14 protein-coding genes are annotated in these 18,762 nt (G+C 61.4%); 3 read left to right on the top strand and 11 right to left on the bottom strand.

What is annotated here, in order from left to right; all coding sequences use genetic code 11:
- Nucleotides 1-4: 4 nt before the first annotated feature.
- The 6 genes from mexE to BFQ01_RS27420 form a co-directional block, all read right to left on the bottom strand.
- Nucleotides 5-1,246 (bottom strand): multidrug efflux RND transporter periplasmic adaptor subunit MexE, encoded by a 1,242-nt coding sequence (gene mexE, locus BFQ01_RS27445; RefSeq protein WP_065927800.1) that lies wholly within the window; start codon nucleotides 1,244-1,246, stop codon nucleotides 5-7.
- A 257-nt stretch (nucleotides 1,247-1,503) separates the two neighbouring features.
- Nucleotides 1,504-2,352: an HNH endonuclease gene (locus BFQ01_RS27440; protein ID WP_065927734.1), complete on the bottom strand. Its 849-nt coding sequence runs from the start codon at nucleotides 2,350-2,352 to the stop codon at nucleotides 1,504-1,506.
- Nucleotides 2,349-4,646, bottom strand: coding sequence for an AAA family ATPase (locus tag BFQ01_RS27435; RefSeq protein ID WP_065927733.1), 2,298 nt, complete (start codon nucleotides 4,644-4,646; stop codon nucleotides 2,349-2,351). Before BFQ01_RS27435 ends, BFQ01_RS27440 begins: the two co-directional genes overlap by 4 nt.
- A 164-nt stretch (nucleotides 4,647-4,810) precedes the next feature.
- Nucleotides 4,811-7,024 (bottom strand): GMC family oxidoreductase, encoded by a 2,214-nt coding sequence (locus BFQ01_RS27430; RefSeq protein ID WP_065927732.1) that lies wholly within the window; start codon nucleotides 7,022-7,024, stop codon nucleotides 4,811-4,813.
- Nucleotides 7,021-7,533, bottom strand: coding sequence for a sorbitol dehydrogenase (locus BFQ01_RS27425; protein WP_065927731.1), 513 nt, complete (start codon nucleotides 7,531-7,533; stop codon nucleotides 7,021-7,023). Before BFQ01_RS27425 ends, BFQ01_RS27430 begins: the two co-directional genes overlap by 4 nt.
- Nucleotides 7,530-8,897: a cytochrome C gene (locus tag BFQ01_RS27420; RefSeq protein WP_065927730.1), complete on the bottom strand. Its 1,368-nt coding sequence runs from the start codon at nucleotides 8,895-8,897 to the stop codon at nucleotides 7,530-7,532. Before BFQ01_RS27420 ends, BFQ01_RS27425 begins: the two co-directional genes overlap by 4 nt.
- Nucleotides 8,898-9,159: 262 nt before the next feature.
- Between BFQ01_RS27420 and BFQ01_RS27415 the strand changes: the two genes are divergently transcribed.
- Together BFQ01_RS27415 and BFQ01_RS27410 are read left to right on the top strand one after the other, a co-directional pair.
- On the top strand, nucleotides 9,160-11,172 hold the full coding sequence (locus BFQ01_RS27415) for an McrB family protein (protein ID WP_065927729.1): 2,013 nt from the start codon (nucleotides 9,160-9,162) through the stop codon (nucleotides 11,170-11,172).
- Nucleotides 11,169-12,500, top strand: a complete 1,332-nt coding sequence (locus BFQ01_RS27410; RefSeq protein ID WP_065927728.1) for an McrC family protein — start codon at nucleotides 11,169-11,171, stop codon at nucleotides 12,498-12,500. The genes BFQ01_RS27415 and BFQ01_RS27410 overlap by 4 nt, the downstream gene beginning before the upstream one ends.
- On the opposite strand, the gene BFQ01_RS27405 is transcribed toward BFQ01_RS27410, so the two are convergent.
- The 5 genes from BFQ01_RS27405 to BFQ01_RS27385 form a co-directional block, all read right to left on the bottom strand.
- Nucleotides 12,464-12,991: a sterol desaturase family protein gene (locus BFQ01_RS27405; RefSeq protein ID WP_065927727.1), complete on the bottom strand. Its 528-nt coding sequence runs from the start codon at nucleotides 12,989-12,991 to the stop codon at nucleotides 12,464-12,466. The genes BFQ01_RS27410 and BFQ01_RS27405 overlap by 37 nt on opposite strands.
- 111 nt (nucleotides 12,992-13,102) lie before the next feature.
- A complete protein-coding gene (locus BFQ01_RS27400; protein ID WP_065927726.1) occupies nucleotides 13,103-13,573 on the bottom strand; it encodes a response regulator in 471 nt (156 codons plus the stop codon).
- A complete protein-coding gene (locus BFQ01_RS27395; RefSeq protein WP_065927725.1) occupies nucleotides 13,570-15,885 on the bottom strand; it encodes an ATP-binding protein in 2,316 nt (771 codons plus the stop codon). Before BFQ01_RS27395 ends, BFQ01_RS27400 begins: the two co-directional genes overlap by 4 nt.
- Nucleotides 15,886-15,895: 10 nt before the next feature.
- Nucleotides 15,896-16,549, bottom strand: coding sequence for a response regulator (locus BFQ01_RS27390; RefSeq protein WP_065927724.1), 654 nt, complete (start codon nucleotides 16,547-16,549; stop codon nucleotides 15,896-15,898).
- A complete protein-coding gene (locus tag BFQ01_RS27385; RefSeq protein WP_065927723.1) occupies nucleotides 16,546-17,724 on the bottom strand; it encodes a sensor histidine kinase in 1,179 nt (392 codons plus the stop codon). Before BFQ01_RS27385 ends, BFQ01_RS27390 begins: the two co-directional genes overlap by 4 nt.
- 164 nt (nucleotides 17,725-17,888) lie before the next feature.
- On the opposite strand from BFQ01_RS27385, the gene BFQ01_RS27380 reads away from it, so the two are divergent.
- The gene (locus BFQ01_RS27380; RefSeq protein WP_065927722.1) at nucleotides 17,889-18,407 is read left to right on the top strand and encodes an SgcJ/EcaC family oxidoreductase; all 519 of its coding nucleotides are present in this window, start codon (nucleotides 17,889-17,891) and stop codon (nucleotides 18,405-18,407) included.
- Nucleotides 18,408-18,762: the final 355 nt, after the last annotated feature.

Genomic DNA, 18,762 nt, shown 5'->3' with positions numbered 1-18,762 from the left:
TCCCTTAACCGCGTGGAGACGCAACGGCTGCGAGCTTGGGCGCGGTTTTTTCCGGCGCCACTTGCTCCAGGTTGCTGGCTTCAAGCGCTTGTCGTTGTTGGGCCAAGGCGGCGAGGGTTTCCTTGCTGGCCATCGGGATGGTTTCCGGGGCGACCGGCGAGCCGGGGCGTGCGCGTTGCAGGCCCTTGACGATAATGGTGTCGTCCTTATTCAGGCCGCTGCGCACGATGCGCAGGCCTTCGATCTTCGGCCCCAGTTCTACCGCGCGATACGCCGGCTTGTCGCCTTCCATCACCAGCACGAACTTCTTGCCCAGGTCGGTGCCGACGGCCTCGTCGTTGATCAGCACGGCGGAGTAGGTGCCGCTGCCGACCAGCTTCAGGCGCGCATACAGGCCAGGGGTGTATTCGCCCTTGCTGTTATCGAACACGGCGCGCCCACGGATGGTGCCGGTGGCCGGGTTGACCTGGTTGTCGACGAAGTTCATCTGGCCCAGGTGCGGGTTGCCGGTTTCATTCGACAGGCCCAGGTACACCGGGGTGGTAGCGCCACGACGGCCTTGGCGAGCGAGTTCGGTGTACTTGAGGTACACACGTTCATCGGCGTCGAAGTAGGCGTAGACCTTGTCGGTGGAGACCACGCTGGTCAGCGCGGTGACGTCGGCGGTCACCAGGTTGCCGGCGGTGATTTCGGCACGGCTGACGCGGCCGCTGATCGGCGAAGTCACGCGGGTGAAGCTCAGGTTCAGCTTGGCCAGGTCCAACTGCGCCTGGATCCCGGCGACGGCGGCGCGGGCTTCCTGGGCGGCGGTGGTGCGCGAGTCGGCCAGTTCGGCGGAGATCGCATTGCTCTGGCGCAGGCGTTCGCCGCGCTGGGCTTCGTTGTCGCTGCGGGTGGCGGCGGCTTTGGTTTGAGCCAGTTGGGCTTCCAGGCGGCGCACTTCGGCCTGGAACGGACGCGGGTCGATCTGGAACAGCAGGTCGCCTTTCTTGACCAAAGCGCCTTCGGTGAAAGCGACTTGGTCAATCTGGCCAGAGACCCGTGGACGAATCTGTACGGTTTCGGGCGCTTCCAGGCGACCGGTGAATTCATCCCACTCGTTGACCGGCTGCTCAAGCACCTTGGCCACGCTGACTTTTGCCGGTGGCATGGCGGCCGCTTGTTCCGGGGTCTTGCCGCACGCGCTCATCACCACCACGGCCAGGATCGCCAGGGGGAAGCGCAAATGTTTGAGTGACTGTTCCATGAGGTGCATCCGCCAATGTATTTGAGATGGGCGGATCATGCGCGGCGAGGCGGTATGTCACGAATCGAATGAAGCAAAGGTAACTATCATTCGGAATGATATAAGCGCGGGGTTAGCCCTCTAGCATGGGGGTTTCGTTAGGGGGCTATCAATGGGCGTGATGACAAAAGACTGTTGTTGCGTGTGTAACGAACCTCTCAGGTCCTTTGTGTTGAGGCTACATATCCAGATTGCGGTGTAGCTTGACGTCTGCGCGATCAGTCGAATGCAAGCTGTTCCTGGATAGCGCGAATGGGATCATGAGCGAGTTGCTGTTTGCGTGACCGAGTGTGTTTGCGGCCCGATGTTTTAGGTGCAGCATCTTTGGTGGCGTCATCTGGAACCACCCACAGTGCGCTGGCCTTGCCGCCGTCGTTCAGCCGTTCGGCAATCGTTATTTCCATGGCATGGCGAAAGGCTTGCAGTTCTGGGCGGTCTGTTGAGTCGCCCTGGGCATCCAAGTCGTCGATGGTGCGTTGCCAGCCCGCCAGCGCGGGGTAGCTGCGCTTAAGGCTGCGCTTACCGACCACAGCGCTGAGTAATTGGGTGCACAGGTGTTGTCCTTGGGGCGTGAGGCCGTGATAGCTGACGAACTCCTGGCGATTGGTTTCCATACGGATGAAGCGGATATGTTCATCGTAGCGATGGTGACGGGGATGAAAGAAGGTCATGACGTCTGCCGTGGGGTAAAGCGCCGGGGCGCCAGGGAACTTGCCCCAGTCGGCCTTGCCCTTGACCGAATTGCAATCGACACACGCAATCGCCAGGTTGCGCGGATGCAAGGCGAATTGAGGATAGGTGTCGCGTGACAGCACGTGTTCGATGGGTGCTGCACTCGCATGGTTAAGCAACCAGCGCTTGCAGTAACAACACCTGGGCTCCTGGCGGCTTTTCAGCGCTACGCGCAAGCGTTTTTTGAGCGCCGCACAGTCGGCTTTGGCAGGGTCGCCCAGCTTGCCCCAGATAGTTTTATCAAAAGCTTTTGCCCCCTTGCGCAATGCGTGCAGAAACTTGCGCTGTTCGCTGTAGGGGAGCGCTGCCTTCGGCTCGCCGGTGGGGCGGGTCATGCTGGCAACGCCTGTTGCGCAAGGGCAAAGGTTTCGGTGATGGCAAGACTCGCGTGGTCGATGAGTTGCAGGTCCTGTTGGTAGCGCTTGTCTTCGGCGTCACCGGAGGTCTTCATGATGGTTGTCATGTATTCCAGTGCTTTCCTGAGGTCTTCATGTTGTTGGGCATACTTACCCGCCTGGCCCCGGTTGGTTGCTCGAATCGCCTCTGTCACAAGCGCCGCGCAGCGCTCGGCGACTTCCCGGTTGTGCGGGGTGTAGGTCTCGAAGCCCTTGAGCAGGATGGTCTCTACTGAGTGGCGCTGTTCAGGCGCAATTTCTGTCAGTTGATTGTCCTTGGCCATAAAACAATGGCTCAGGTTGTCCTTGGCATTGGCAACCAGCGTCGGTGAATGGGTGGCAATCACGAACCGGGTTTGCAGACGTTCTGCCATCAGGCTGAACAGGCTCGGCAGCAACTGCTGCCAACCGACATGCAGGCTCACTTCTGGCTCATCGATCAGCAGCACTTTGCCGGGGCCGGCGCTTGCCATGATTTTGGCGAACAAGAGCAGCACCTGTTGTTCGCCGGAGCTGAGGTCGGTGAATTTCAGCAGGTTGGAATGGCCTTGGCGACTCAATGCGAGACTCAGTCCCTTGAGGGAAACATGTTCACTGACCGCGAGGGCAAGGGGAATGACTTGGGCGGCCAGGTCGAGTGGTCGCAGCAGTTCGTTGAATGCACCATTGGGCGCAAGGTACAGGCGCTGTTTGAGGCCCATGCGCTCAAGCAGGTTTTCCAGCAACGCCAGGCGCTCAGGTATCTCGACCGTTTCGACCAACAGGTCGATCAACTTGCGCTCGATGGTTTGCGATGAATACCCGGTACTCGTCCGGTCGCCCAGGTAGCGATAATGAGGATACTTCTCGCGATTGCCCAAGGGAAAACGGTCAATCGGCCCGACCACAATGGCCACACTGGCGGTGGACTGTTGCTGCAGGTGGTCAACCAGAGAAGCCAACAACAGGCTTTTGCCGGCGCCATTGTTACCGATGACGTAGGTGCAGGAAGATACGCTGCCTGGTTGCGCGAGCAGGTGCTCCAGCGGGCGCCGGTCGAGCAGTGAAATTTCCCGTACTCGATCAACGGACGGAACCCGAGTCCCGCCGATGCGGGTCCTGAGCACATCCTTGGTGTCCAATTCTACGCAAACGCCGTCGACATCCTCATACCCAGTGTCGAACCATTGGGCAAACAGCCCTTTGAGTGAACCCAGCAGCTTCGACTCAGGGTATTGGCTAAAGCGCAACGCTCCATCTGACCTCCATATCTGGTAAATCGCTGCTGAGAAGTAGGCGAGCTCTTCTGCGCTGACCCCCCGAATCCCAGACAGCAATTTGCGTGTGTCGATGCACAACGTTCTGTCTGCCTGGGATTTTTGGCTATTCAACAACCAGGCGTAGTAGCGGGTGGCGTTGCCAGCGTCGTTATAGCTCGTGAAATCGAACACGGCTTCAAGCAGGTCATTGCTGGACAGGTGTTGCTTGAGTTTATCCAGGGAGGCGGGGGTTGGGGTCCGGCCAGGCGTGAACACCATCAGTGTTCGCCCCGTTAACGTGCCTTCTTCGGTCCGTTGTAACAGTGAGACGAAGGGCTGTTTCAAGTCGACCGGGTTATCCAGCAGTGACAGGCCCTCACGTTTGAAGTCATTCGGCAGACCTTGGATCAGTTCGGCATTGACGCCTTGCACGATCAGTCTGAGTCGGGTCAAGTGGTGTAGGGCCGCGCTACCTTCAACAAGCAAGTATGCAAACCGGCCCTGATGGAGGTCGAAATGCTTGACGAAGGCTTCGCCACTATAGGGCTCCAGGTCGATCAGCCCTTCATCGCGCGCCAAGCCGGTGGCGAGTGCTCCGCTGATCTGGGCATGGCGGCGGTCGAAACGGGCTTGGGTGGCAAGAAAATAAAAAAGTGCGTCGAACAGGTTGAGGCACTCTTCTCCGTCCAGTTGCTCCGTGACCTCATCCAACAGCACTGATAGCTGTTCGTAGGTCTGTTCGTCGCATGCAGTGATTTTTTCGGCGAGGCCACAGTGCTCCATCAGCATGTGCACGCAGGCCTGAATGGTGTCGTGGTAGACCCAGTACTTAGTCTCCCGCTCCTTGACCCATTTAGGGCTGTCCCAGTCCACGATTTGCACGGCGAGGACATAGAGCAAAACCTGCTGGAATTGAGCGTCCGTCATCTCGCTCTGAAGCTGACTGGCCTGTGCGCGTGCTAATAGCTCGCCGAGCCAGATATGACTTTCTTCCATGAATGTCCACCTGTTTCCTATGACATTAGAGACCGGGGACCACCCCCGAGGTGCATGGGTTTGAAGTTTACCTATCGATTCAAGTAGTGGCGAGTAGCCATTTTCGACTGTCTGCCAGCCACCTAAAAAAAATGGGCTGCGGGTTTTCCCCGCAGCCCAGGACCCTACGTGGTACCGAACCCCACCTGCACCGTCAGCGCCCCCTGGTTATCCCCCAACCCAATGCCATAACGCCCCTCCAGATCATCGTTGATGCACAGCTGCAATTCCCCGGTCTGCCCCGCCGGAATCTCCGCCAGGTCACCCACCAGAAACGGTGTCCCGCTGCTGCTCACACGGCCAATCAGCGCGCCCTCATTGGCTCCCGGCAAGGTGTAGCCCGCCTTGGCGATCAGCCCGGGGCTGCCGTTGCCATCGACCATGCCGCCCACCGGGCTGGCCAGCCACTTGCTGCTGACATACCGCACCAGGCGCGGGCTCGGGCCGCTGATCTGCACGCCAGTGCCTTGCCATGGCTGGTTGGCCTGCACCTGTACTGTCGCGGCCTTGAGCTCGTTGCACAGGGTGTCGCCGGCCTGGATCGACAGCGCGGCGATGGTCAGGCTGGGGTTGGAGGTGCCGGTGGTGGGGAACACGCCATCACCCACCAGGAACAGGTTGTTGTGGTCCCAACTGCGTTGGGTCTTGTCCACCACCGAGGTCTTGGGGTCGTCCCCCATGCGGTAGGTGCCCATCAAATGCCCGGCACCCTGGAACGAATAGGATTGCCCTTGGTAGGTGAACACCCCGGGCGGGATGTCGGCAGTCAGTTCGGTAGCCCCGAGCAGTTCGGTGATGACATGGCTGGCCAGGATCCGCGCCTGTTTGAAGCCTTCCTTGGTGTAGTCGGACAGGTCGTAGTGGATTTCCGGGCGGGGTATGCCCAGGCGGTCCTTGTATTGGCCGGAAGGCACGATATAGCAGTTGGCGTTATTGGGATCTTCCTCCACTTGCTCCACCAGGAAGCCTATCCGAAATTGCCGCGTGAGCAGGTTGTTCAGCTGTTGCACCAGCGCCGTGCCGAACAGCACCTGGGGCGCGCCCGGTGTGTTTGGCAGCGGGTTGGTCTTGCTGACGTTGGTGCCATCAATCAGGTCGGCGACGGTGGTGTAGGGATCGCCGATCGGCCAGTTGAAGCCCTCGTTGCCGATCTCGATCCGCCAGGCCGCGCGCTGGCTGCGGAACGCGCCGTCGCGCAGGCTTTCGATGCCGGAGGTGGACACCGGGCCGCGATACGGGAACACCGTCTTGCCCTCGGGCATCAGGCCCCAGGCCAGGTAGATCGGGTGGTCCGCCAGGCTGCGCCCGACCTGGCCGCTGCTGTTGGCCACGCCGTTGGGCCAGGCGCTGCTGGTGGAATTGAGCAGCAACTTGGGCGTCTCGATGGCATGGGCGGCGATCACATAACGTTGCCCCACCGCAACGCCGGTGCCGGTCGGTGGTCCGTCACCAAGCTGGTACTGGATGAACTCGATACCGCTGATGCTGTTGTCCGCCCCCACGGTGACCTTGCTCGCCACGGTCTTGTACAGCACCCGCACATTGCCGGTGTTGAGCGCGTTGTTCATGGTCACCGTGGCATCGTACTTGGCCTGGATCGGGCAGATCGGTGTGCAGTTGGTGTTACCCGCGCACACCCGTCGCCCGGCATACGGCTGCGAGTTGCGCCCGGCCGGCGTCGGACTGACCACCAGGGGCAGGCCCTCGAATGACTGGCCCTGCACCGCGCTGACGAAGCTGCCATCGACCAGCGACAGCGGGATGCTGGTCATCGGGTATTCATAGTTGGCCGGGAAGGTAATGCCCAGGTACGCCTGGTCGGCCACGTTCGCCGCCACACCGATCTCCGCTTCGGCACGGCAATAGGCGCTTTGCAGGTCGTTGTAGCTGATCGGCCAGTCCACCCCCACGCCGTACAGGGATTTCATCCGGAAATCATTCGGCAGCATGCGCAGGCAGGTGGCGACCCAGTGCCAGGTAGTGCCGCCGCCCACGCGCTCATAGGTACTGGTGAACGGCAGCGGGCCTTTTTGCACCAGGTAGCTGACCTCGGGGTTTTTCCAGTTGTCATTGATCAGGTCGGCGATGGTCGCGCGCGGTGCGTTCTGTTCGGCCGGCTTGCGCAGCGGGCTCAAGGTGCTCACCGGCGGGTAGGGTGATTCGGGCGTCTTCAACGTCGCGGTATAGAAACGCTCCAGGTACTGGTTGCGATTGGGCGGGATCTCCGGCCCCGATTCCAGCACCAGCACTTGCACCCCGGCCAGGCCCAATTGATAGGCAATGAGGCTGCCCGCAAGGCCCGCACCGACAATCACCACATCTGCTTGTTCGCTACTCATGACGATGCTCCTGGCTGCGTGCTGGCGTTAACCCCGGTGAAGTCTTCCAGGCTGGGCGGCGGGCTGTTCCAGTAGCCGAAGAAGAACTCGCTGTAGCCCATGGGGTGGGCCTGGGCAATACTCCACGCCCAGCTCTGGGTGTAGGCCTCGTCACTCACCACGGTTTGCTCGCCGAGCGGGAACGCGCCCTGGGTATACGGCTGGTACCACACGCCCAGCAGCCAGAGCTTCATGATCGCGCGTGCCACCTGGGCGGTTTGCGTCGGTGCCGGTTGGCCGTTCTGCATCAGGATCGCTGTGCCGATTTGCTGCGGTGTCGCCTGCTCGGCCGCCAGCGTGGCGTACTGGGCCAGCAGGGCGCTGAGCACGCTTTGCCCGACACGCGGGCCGATGAAGTTGAGAAAGGTGCTGGGCAGGCCGATGGGGTCTACCGACGGCGCCAGCAGTTCCTGATCGATGCCGGTGAGCACCACGCTCAGGCCAGTGAAATTGTCCAGGTCGGTACTCATGGCTGACTCCTTGTCACACCGGTGGATTGGGCGCGTTCGAGCAGGTAGGTGAAGTCCGCGAAGCTGGTGCGCGGCGACTGGGTCACGTGGGTGGCGGCATTGCCGTGACAGGCGATGCAACTGGACGACGCCTGGGGTACGGTGCCCTGGATATAGGTCTCCAGCGTGGCATTGGCGAGGAACGACGGTGCCGGGTTGCCCAGCGGCTTGGTGGCGGAGATCTGGCACGGCGGCTGGCCGCTGAGTGTTGGCCACTGGGTGCTGATCAACTGGTAGTTGGCCCATACACTGTTGGGATTCACCGTGCGCAGCAGGGTCTGGTAGGTGGTGTTGAGGGCCTTGGTTTCATCCGTCAACGGTATCTCGCGCACGATCTGCGAGGGCGTGGCCTTCACCGCCGGGTTCCATGGCCGGGGCGGCGGCTGGTTGACCTCGGCCTGGCTGCTGGCGTTGTAGAACAGGTACGGGCCTTTGCGCTCGGCGGGCGGCGTGGTCTTTTCCGGCACATTGTCGACGTGTTCGAAGGTCGACCACACCCACTGCGGCGCGCTGGTGGTCTTGTGCACGATATGCAGGCCCACCAGCCCGACCGGCTCGGCCACGCAGGACTCGGCCACCACCGGCCCCTTGCTCGGGTCGCTGTTGCCCGGCGTATACACCAGGGCATCGACACTATGGAAGCTGGCGGGATTGTCGTTGCCGTCCAACACCTTCCACGCGGCCTTGACCATCAGCGAACCCACCTCACTGGTGCTCGGGTTACCGCAACTGAACGCCACGGCATTGGTCGGGCTGGCGGCAAAAAACGCCTGTTGGCCCTGGATGCTGTAGAGGCCGTTGTTGACGATGCCGTCGAACATGGCTTGGTTGACCACGATTTCATTGCGCGTGTACACGCCGCTCTGGTCCACCAGGGGGCCGCTTTCAAACGGCTGGATAAACTCGTCGAGCACATCCGGAACCTTGCCCATCTGTTGCAGCAAGCGCCCGGAACCCTTGCCTTCACAGGCTTTCGGCACGCTGGCGGGCGCATGAAAGGGCAGCGGCTTCTGCCCTTGGGCCAGGAATATCTGATAGCTCTCCTTATAGCTTTCCCACACGGTGGCCGCGTCCTGCTGGCCGATCTGCACAGCGCTGTTGGGTTGACCCGTGTCCAGGGCCGGCCAGTTCAGCGCGATGAACGTCTGCCACGACATTTCATCGAAGTTGGCTTGCAGGCTGGACAGGGAAAAGGGCGGGGTCGCCGTGACATCGAAGGGTATTTGCGTAGACAACGTGGGGGCCGCGACGACCAGGGGGCTCAGCAACGCGCCAAACAGCGCACAGCCGAACCCGGGCCGGGGGCGATGGGTTTCCATTCTCATCGGTATCTCCTAGGCATCAGGCGCCGGGAGACAGTGGGTCCGTCATGGACTCTTCAATGCGCCTCCTGGCACGGGCTAGAGCGTAGATAAGGTTGGCAGCGCAGGTGTATGGGCGGCTAGATTTGTTCGTAATAAAAACAATCGCCAAGCAGGCTGTGGAGCAGACGCGCGACTTTCCGTAAACATTTTGACCTCGCTACTATCCAAGCCTTAAGCACTGATGGCAGTATGAAATCACTTTCAAGGGAAGGAATTTCAGCACGTGGTACCCACCAACTTTACCCGTGACCAATTCGCATGCCTGAGCGAATGGCACGAAAAGGTCTTCGACAAGACCGATACCACCCATCGCGACGCTTACAGCCAACTGCGCAACGCCTATGACATCACCAAGCGGTGGGCTGAGACTTTACAGGAACGTCTCTTCCCCCAAGGCTCCACTAAAACCATTCGCCGACCCATAGACCAGTGGAACAGAAAGTTCGTGGCCTACAACTGGTCGCGTATCTATCCGTACGCGGATGCTCCCCTGGAGCTGGCCTACACCGTAGGCATCGACGCCGTTGACGGTTTCTTCGTCAAGATCGATCTGGTCGACGCCAAACTCGACGATGCCTCCCTGCGCAGGCGCTACGACGAAATCCGTGGGCCTTACCACGACTCGCCGATTGTTGCGCTCATGTCGGCCGAAGAAGGCCTGGCGATAGGCCTCTCGGGAATCATCGAGTGGAGCGCACACGCCATCAACCATTTCCCAATCGGGTACAACCAAGTGGCCGAACAACTGGGTTTGATTACAACGCCGAACGCTGCGCAACTGTTGCAGCATTTTCAGTGCTGCAAGGATTTCAGAGAACGGCAGCCAAAGTGGAGCAGCGAAATGACGCAGTTGTTTGTGCGTCTTGCCATCGCGGTTCATGAGTTGGGTTTTGACTGGTGGGCCACGAAAGCCACCAACACTCAGTTGGTATTCGGCGGGAAAGAAAAAAGCGCCATTCGGGGATCGACGATGGCGGCACTGTTTGTGCGCTTTGATTGTGTCGAAGTCCGATGGTTGGCGTTTGACGGCCTGGATGCCGTGCCGCTGAACCAGAAGTTGAGCCCTGAACTGGTGGCGTTGGTTGAAGCGGCCAATGCGCAGAAACAGGGCGTTTCGGCAAAACGAGGCCAGCGTTCCAGCCGCATTGGCTATTGGCCGGATCAGTACCGCATCGAAGAGGTTGTCGCCATGGAAGAGGACGTATTGCTGGGTGACAGTGCGCTGTCTGAGGCCAATATCATCACCCGCAATCAAATCTATTTCGGGCCGCCCGGCACGGGCAAAACCTGGACCTTGCAACGTCTGCTCGAGGCCGACTACCCTTCGCAACGCTTCGAATTCGTTACCTTCCACCAGTCTTACGGCTACGAAGAATTTGTCGAAGGGCTGCGTCCGGTGATTTTCGACAGCACCGCTGCTCATGCGGATGCGACCACCACCGGCGACGTTCGTTATGAGATTAAACCGGGTGCTTTCTTGCGCCTGTGCGAGCGGGCCAGGAAGGACCCTGCGCATCAGTACGCGATGGTGATCGACGAAATCAACCGAGGCAACATCAGCAAGATTTTCGGCGAACTGATCACCTTGATCGAACTCGACAAGCGTGAAGGTGAGGTCAATTCGGTGACACTGACACTGCCCTATTCAGGCAAGCCGTTCAGCGTGCCTTTGAACGTCGACGTGATCGGCACGATGAACACCGCCGACCGTTCGTTGGCGCTGGTCGATACCGCCTTGCGCCGCCGCTTCGAGTTCATCGAACTGATGCCGGATCCCCGTGTATTGAAGGGTGTCACGGTGTCCAAGGGCGATCACCAGATTGACCTGGAACAACTGTTGACCGCCCTGAACATGCGCATCGAAGCGTTGTATGACCGTGAGCACACCATCGGGCATGCCTATTTCACGCCATTGAAAGGCATGTCCTCGGAGCAGCGTTTCGGGGCCTTGGCCACGCTTTTCAGAACCCGGATCATCCCGCTGCTGGAGGAGTACTTTTTCGACGATTGGCAGAAAATAAGGCTGGTACTGGGCGACAACCAAAAGAAAGCGCCTGAGCTCCAGTTTGTACGCGATGTTGAGTCGGGCAGAGGGGCCACGAACCTGTTTGGTTCGAGTGATGAGTGGGACGAGTATGCGCTACGGCCACGCTATAGCCTGAATGCTGACACCTTCAACATACCGCAAGCGTACATCGGTATCTATTCGACGCTATTCAAGCCTGTCGCCGAATGAGTGCCGTACAGATCTTTGAGTACGGCAGGCTGGTGGAGTCTGGCGACGGGGTGAGCGCAACGGTAATCCCCGGGCGCGTATTTGCCTGGCTGGAAGAGCAATGCCTGAAAGCCGACGAGCACGCACCTGCCTGGCTCAGACTGACCAGCCGCCGAGGGCAGCGCGTTATCCAGGTGACCAGCTATGTGGGCGTCCTGCGTGCACCTTGCGGTTTCCAGATCGAGATCCTGCCCAAGATCGGCAGCGAAACATCAGCGTCCCTGGCGCGCCGGAAACTGATCGAGATGCTCAAGTGCCTGCGCGGTTTTCGTCACCTCAAGACGCTGAATGCCGATCTTCAGGCTGACCGAATGCCGCTACTCGAGGTGTTCCTGCAACAGTTTCTCGAGACGGTCAGGCATGTCGTCAGGAAAGGGCTGCGCAGTGATTACACCGCCCGGCAAGCCAACTTATCCAGCCTGCGCGGCAAGCTGGTGATGGCGCGTCACCTCTCGGAGAATCTGGTGCGGCGCGACCGGTTCTTTACCGAGCACGATGAGTTCACTCCGGACCGTGCTGAAAATCGCCTGATTCATGCGGCCCTGCGCAAAGCACTGGGTATGTGCAGCGCGCCCGCCAATCAGCGTCTGGCGCGCGAGTTGTGTTTTGTTTTCGCTGATGTGCCGCTGCCCACCGATGTGGCGCAGGACTTCAAACGCATCCGGCTGGACCGGGGCATGGCATATTACGAACCTGCCCTTGAATGGGCGCGGCTCATCCTGCAGGGCAACAGCCCCGTACCGGGCGCCGGCCAGCATCACGTGCCGTCGTTGTTGTTTCCGATGGAGGCGGTTTTTGAGGCCTATGTGGCGAAGCATCTGGCGCGCCAGTTGGAGGACGGCTTTGGCCTGAAAACCCAGGTCAGCCGCGAGCACCTGGTGGTGCACAAGGACGAGAACTGGTTCCGCCTGAAGCCCGACCTGCTGGTTCAAGAGGGCACGCAGCCGCGAATGGTGCTCGACACCAAATGGAAGTTATTGGATCGCGCCAAAGGCAACCGTTTCGAGAAGTACAAGCTCAGCCAGGCCGACTTTTACCAGCTCCATGCGTACGCCCACCTCTACTTGAAGGACGCCGGGCACGCCGTTCTGATCTATCCATGGACAGAGTCGTTCTGCGAACCCTTGCCCGTTTTCGATTTCAAGAGCGCCGAGGGCTTGAAACTCTGGATCCTGCCGTTTTGCCTTGAGCGCAGTAAATTGCTGCTCCCCGAGGCATCCCCCCTGGGGAGATTTATCAGCACTGAGGGGGCTCAGGCCGGCTCTGCATCCGCCTCAACCCGAATATAAGTGCGAAACACATGGTCCCACAGCGGCGAAGACACACCGAAGTTCTTCTCGATGCCTTTGCGGTGATGCAGGTCGTGATTGGCCACCAATCCCGGAATAAAGGCGTAGGCCCAATGCTGCGGGCGGTGCATCACGTAGTGCAGCGAGATGTAGACGAAATAGCCCGTCACCGCGCCGATAAACGCCGAGGTGAGGCCGATGGACCAGGCGAGCAACAACAGCACGGCGAAGGTCGAACTGGTTTTCCAGCTGGACACGCCGATGTAGGCCAGCACGTCGATATGGTGGGTCCAATGCTCGCGGCGATACAGCGAATGGAACAGGAAACGGTGCGCCGAATACTCCACCAGCGTCCAGGCCAGCAGGCCCGACAGTGCCAGCCAGGGCTCAAAGGGCGCCAGATAGAGGGCAGCTACCACAAACAGCGGAACGGTGAAGAAATCGAGGTAATAAGCAACCGATGACATCAGCCATTTATTGGAAGCAGCCATGCGCGGAATATCCCTGTAGTGCGAAATGGACGGGCGCGGGATTGTCCGGTGTCGGGCCGCCGTATACAACATCCCGGCGTGGCGACGTGGTGGATTTGTGAGCCAATCGCCCTAGCAGCGTCGAATAGCCGTTGATCCGCTACGTTGCAACAACTCAATCCGGTCCGCCGGCACCAGCGTACGCAAGGTCTTGTACAGCACCCGGGTTTCCAGCAGGTTCCATACCCGCAGCATGGTTTCCAGCGCGTCCAGGGGTTTGCTGATGAAGTCCCGGGCGCCCAGGGCCAGGGCACGCAGGCGCGTGTCGCGGGTCGCGTCGGCAGTGAGTACCAGGATCGGCAGGTATTCACCCTGGGGGATGCGCCGGTTGAGTTGCTCCAGCACCGCAAAGCCGTCGAACTCCGGCATGTGCAGGTCGAGGATCACCAGGTCCGGCTCGAAGCTGTTGAACAACTCCAGGGTGCGCAGCGGCTGGGTGCTGCTCAGCACGTTGGTCAGCCCTTCGCGTGCCAGCAGTTGCTCCACCAGGTCGAGGTTCGGGCGTTGGTCGTCGATGATCAGGATACGCAGGTCGAGGTTCACGCGGGCTCCGGAAAAGCTTGGTCGAGGTGGGCGAGAAACGCCGGCACGTTGATCGGTTTGTTCAATACCGCGGTGGCGCCGGCTTCCTGCAAGGTCTGGCGGGTAAGGTCGCTGGTGTCGGCGGTGATCATCAGCACCGGTGTTTCGCGGGTGATCGGTGACTGACGCAGGCGTTGCAGCACCTTCAAACCATTGATGTCCGGCAGCGACACATCCAGCAGAATCAGCTGTGGCGCATGCTGCGCGGCGAGGTCCAGGCCCAGTTGGCCTTGCATGCTCGACAGCAGGCGTATGCCGGGCCGACGTTGCAGCAGGGTTTCGATCAGCGCCAGGCTGGAGAGGTTGTCCTCGATGCACAACACCTTGCCCTCGAAGGTGCTGACGACGGGAGCAGGGCGCTTCAATTCGGTGTCGATGCCGGGCGTGGCAATACTCTGGGCGTGGGCCACGCGCACGAAGGGCAGTTCCAGGGTGAAGCGCGAGCCGACGCCGGGCTGGCTCTGCACCTTGAGTCGGCCGTCCATGTTCTCCAGCAGGCTTTTACTCAGTGCCAGGCCCAGGCCGCTGCCTTCCACATTCGGGTCGGCCCCCAGGCGTTCGAAAGGCTTGAACAGTTGCCCCATATGATCGGCTGCGATGCCGTTGCCGGTATCGCACACAGCCACGCTGACTCGTTGTCCACGGATATCGACCTCAAGGCTCACCTGGCCATCGCGCCGGTTGTATTTGATCGCATTGGACAGCAGGTTCAGCAGCACCTGGGTCAGGCGCTGGCGGTCGGCAACGATGCCCGTATCCGCCGCCAGTGCTGGCAGCGGCCGCAACTGCACGCCTGCGTCGGCGGCCATGGGCGACACCAGCGTCAGCGCCTCTTGCAAGGTGCCCGCAAGCGGGATCGGCACGATATTCAACGCCAGGCTTCCGGCCTCGATCTTGGCGATGTCCAGCACTTCATTAATCAGCGTGAGCAGGTGCTGGCCGGCGCGCAGAATATGACCGACATCGGCCTTTTGCGCCTTGGGCGCGTCCATGTCCAGCAGTTGCGCAAAGCCCAGGATCGAGTTGAGCGGGGTCCGCAGTTCGTGGCTCATGCGCGACAGGAATTGGCTTTTGGCGCGGCTGGCGCGTTCGGCTTCCTCGCGGGCGGTGCGCAGGGCGATCTCCGCCGCGCGGCGGTCGGTGATGTCGCGGGTGATCTTGGAAAAACCGCGCAGGGCGCCGGTGCCGTCGTATTGCGCCGTGATCACCACGCTGGCCCAGAACCGCGTGCCGTCCTTGCGGCAGCGCCAGCCTTCTTCGGTGTAATCACCGTTGCGGGTGGCCTCGCGCAACGCCATGTCCGGGTGCTGCGGGCATTCCTGGGGCAGGTAGAACAGCGAGAAATGCTGGCCGATTATCTCTTGTTCGGTATAGCCCTTGATCCGCTCGGCGCCGTTGTTCCAACTGGTGACATGGCCCGCCGTGTCGAGGGCGAAGATCCCGTAGTCCTTGACCCCATCGATGATCAGCCGCAAGCGTTCTTCGTTGTCGCGCAAGGCGCGTTCGCGTTCGGCCAGCAACAGTCCGGCCTCCACCAGGCTGGTGCCCAACTGGCCGATTTCGTCTTTTTCCGGCGGCTGTGGCAGCAGCGGCGAGCCCAGGGCCAGGCGTTGGGCATTGCGCTGCACATTCTGCACCCGGGCGACAATGCCCTTGGACAGAAACAGCACCGCGACAATCGCCCCGAACAAGCCGCAGATCGCCGCCAGCCAGGTCGACAGCAACAAGCGTTGGCGGGTTTCGGAGGCGGCGGCGCTGCGCTCGGCCAGCAACGACGCCTCAAGGGTGAGCATGGTGCTGATGTGCTGGCGCAGGGCATCGAGGATGTGCTTGTTGCTGATCAGGATGGCACTGATGGACTCCGGTGTGGCGTCGCTGTCCTTGAGCATTTCCTCCAGCCCGTCGACCTTGCCGTCGATCAGCGGCTTGATCGCGCTGAGCTGCTCGCGCACCCGTTGATCGCGTACGTTGCGGTCCAGTCGGCGCAGGGCCGACTCGATCTGGGGCTTGGCGTTCAGGTAGCTGGGCAGGAAGTCTTCGCGGCGGGTGAGCAGGTAACCGCGCACACTGGCGGCGGCTTCCGCGAGCAGGGTATGCACGGCCTGGATATCGCCTTGCACGCGTAAAACCCGGCGCACATCCTCTTCGGCACGGGCGGTCTGGCGTTCCGTGGTGTAGATCAGCACCAGGGACAGCAACAGCACCACCAGTGGCAGTGAAATCACCACCAGCGCCTTGCCGCGCAGCGGCAGGTCGGCCCAACGCTTTCTCATTTGGGCCGCCTCATGTGGGTGTCACCAGGCCCAAGGCGATGCCCCGCACGGCGGCCTGGGTACGGTCAGCCGCGCCGAGCTTGCCGATCACCCGCTCGACATGGGCCTTGGCCGTGCCGGTGGTAATGCCCAGGTGTTCGCCGATGGCGCGGTTGCTCATGCCGTTGGCGACCAAGCCGAGGACCTGGCGTTCCCGTGGGGTGAGCGGTTCGCCGGGGGCGGCACCGCTGGCCTGGCGTTCGGTCATGCGCCGCAACAGCCGGGCGCTGACCGCCGTGTTGAGCGCCTCGCCACCGGCGGCCACTTGTTGTAGCGCATGGATCACCTCGGCGCGGCTGGCGTCTTTGAGCAAGTAGCCCACCGCACCGGCATTCATGGCCGCCTCCAGGTACTCGGGGCTGTCGTCCATGGTGAACATCACCACCTTCACCGCCGGCAGGCGTTGTTGCAGCAAGCGTGCGGCGCCCAGGCCGTTGAGCCCGGGCATGCGGATGTCGAGGATGACGATATCCGGCAGAAGCTGTTCGCACAGCTCCACCGCCTGCAGGCCATCACTGGCCTGGCCGACCACCTCGAACTGCGGGTGGCCGGCCAGCAGGGAGACAAAGCCGGTGCGCGTGACTTCATGGTCGTCCGCCAGCACCAGGCGCAGGACGTGGGTCATTGCGGGACTCCAATCAAGTGCGCAGGCACGCGGGCGTGCAGCCGGGTACCGCCGTCGACGGTGCTGACGCAGGTGAAGCTGCCGCCCAACAGGCTGGCGCGCTCCTGCATGGTGGCGAGGCCCAGATGCTGGACGTCATCTGCTGATGGCTCTGCCTTGAAGCCTCGGCCATTGTCGTCCAGCCGCAGGGACGCCTGGCCGTCGTGCAGCGCCAGGACCAGTTGCACTTGGCTTGCGCGCGCATGCTTGAGCACATTGTTGATGGCTTCCTGGCCGATCCGGAACAAGGCGATTTCCACCTGGCTGGGTAAGCGCGTCTCACAGTGCGCCAGCCACACCACGTTGATGCCGGCGTCACGCAGGCGGTCGGCTTCCTTATCGAGGGCTTTGAACAAGCCGAAATCATCCAGCACCGTGGGACGCAGGCCCGCAATCAGTTGCCGGCCCTCGCCAACCGAGTGTTGGGCCAGGGTAAGAATCGCCTCCAGGTCGGCGGCCAATGCCTCCGGCAGCGGCGGGCAGCGCCCGGCAAAGCCTTGCAGCCGCTGGTGCAGGCCCGCCAGGGTTTGCGCCAGGCCATCGTGGAGGTCGTAGGCGACGCGTTTGCGTTCGTCTTCCTGGGCGCGAAGCAAGCGGTTGACCAGGTCGGACAGGGTTTTGTCGCGCAGCTTGAGGGTGCTCAGCAGCCGGTCGTTTTCCAGGTGGGCGGCCAGTAATGTGGCGAGCAGTTGCAGGGACTCGCTGTCTTCGTGCTCCGGCGCCCGCAGGCTGACGCTATTGCCCAGCACCAGTACACCAAAGGCATCGCCGTCACCGGCGCGCAACGGCACTTGCAAGACGCTGGGCACGTCCTCAGATGGACGCTCCTGCCAGCACGCCGTGCGCAGGCTGCGGTCGGCGAGGGCGGCCAGGCTGCCCAAGCGCGACGGGGTGCCATGGCGGGCGCTGGTATAGGCGATGCCCTCGGCGTCCCACTCCTGCAGCAGCCCGTGGTCCATGGCCAGAAACGCGCAGGCCCGCGCGAGCACGCGTTCGCGCATGGCGTCGGGGGCCAGTTGGCGCAATTCCTGGCCGGTATCCACCAACAGGCGCAGGCGCGCCGTACGACTTTGCGATTGGCGAAAGTGCGCGCGCATGGCCAGGGCGCTGCCGGGATCATGGGGCGTGTCATGCATGGTTGATGCTCCATTGCTGCGGGCGCGAGGGGGATCTATTAGACATGGTCGGACCCCTTGGGCGCTATCTGCCAAATGGCATAGGTAAATACCTCCGGTTGGCCGATGGCGGCTGGCGGGCAGGTTGGCAAAGTGGCCTCAACGACGACCACTGGAGTAATGCAATGAAATTCGATATCGCCCCGATCGCCCTGATGTTTGCCCTGAGCGTACCGTTTGTTCATGCTGCCGAGACGGCCCCGTATGTCTACCGTGAAGTCGCCCAGGCGCCGGCCAATGTCAAAGACCGCGAGATTGCCGGTTTATTCGATCGCTGGAACAGCGCCCTGCAGACCGGCAACGCGAAATCCGTGGTCGACCTCTACGCGCCGGGCGCTGTGTTGCAGCCGACCGTTTCCAACCAGGTGCGCACGACGCCGGAGCAGATCACCGACTACTTCGACCACTTCCTGGCGCTCAAGCCGGTGGGCCAGATCAACTACCGCGAGATCCGCCAGCTGGGCAGCAACGTGGCCATGGACAGTGGCGTCTACACCTTCACCCTGACCGAGTCGGATGGCAAGGTGCGTCAGGTGCAGGCGCGCTACACCTTCGTCTATGAGCAGGTGGGTGGCCAGTGGAAAATTCTTAACCATCATTCTTCGGCGATGCCTGAAGTACAGGCCAAGCACGCCAAGCAGTAATGGTTGGAGGGAAAATGCCCATCCCTTGGCGGGGGGGGCATTTTTTTGTTGGGGCTGGGAGATTGTTGCTGTGACGGCTCGGGATCCGGCGCCTATCCAACTGATGCCCTGCGACCTAAATGTGGGAGGGGGCCTCCGATGGTCATAGGTATCTACACAACTTTCAGAGGTCTGTGGTTTGCTTCCGTGGCGGCCTTCGGGCCGACCATGTCGTTGGCTTTGACCGAGTACATATCCGTTGCTGCGGTCACGACCACTTAGGGTTCCGCTCTTACAGCGGGTCACTTTTGGAAGAGCGCCAAAAGTAACCAAAAACGCTTCGCCCCAACACTCGGCACCTCGCCTAGGCTCGGTG

Origin of the sequence: Pseudomonas sp. 8 R 14 (assembly GCF_900005955.1) — a bacterium.
Classification (GTDB): Bacteria; Pseudomonadota; Gammaproteobacteria; order Pseudomonadales; family Pseudomonadaceae; genus Aquipseudomonas; species Aquipseudomonas marginalis.
Note: the sequence above shows the minus strand (reverse complement) of the source record. Positions and strands in the feature narration are given on the sequence as shown.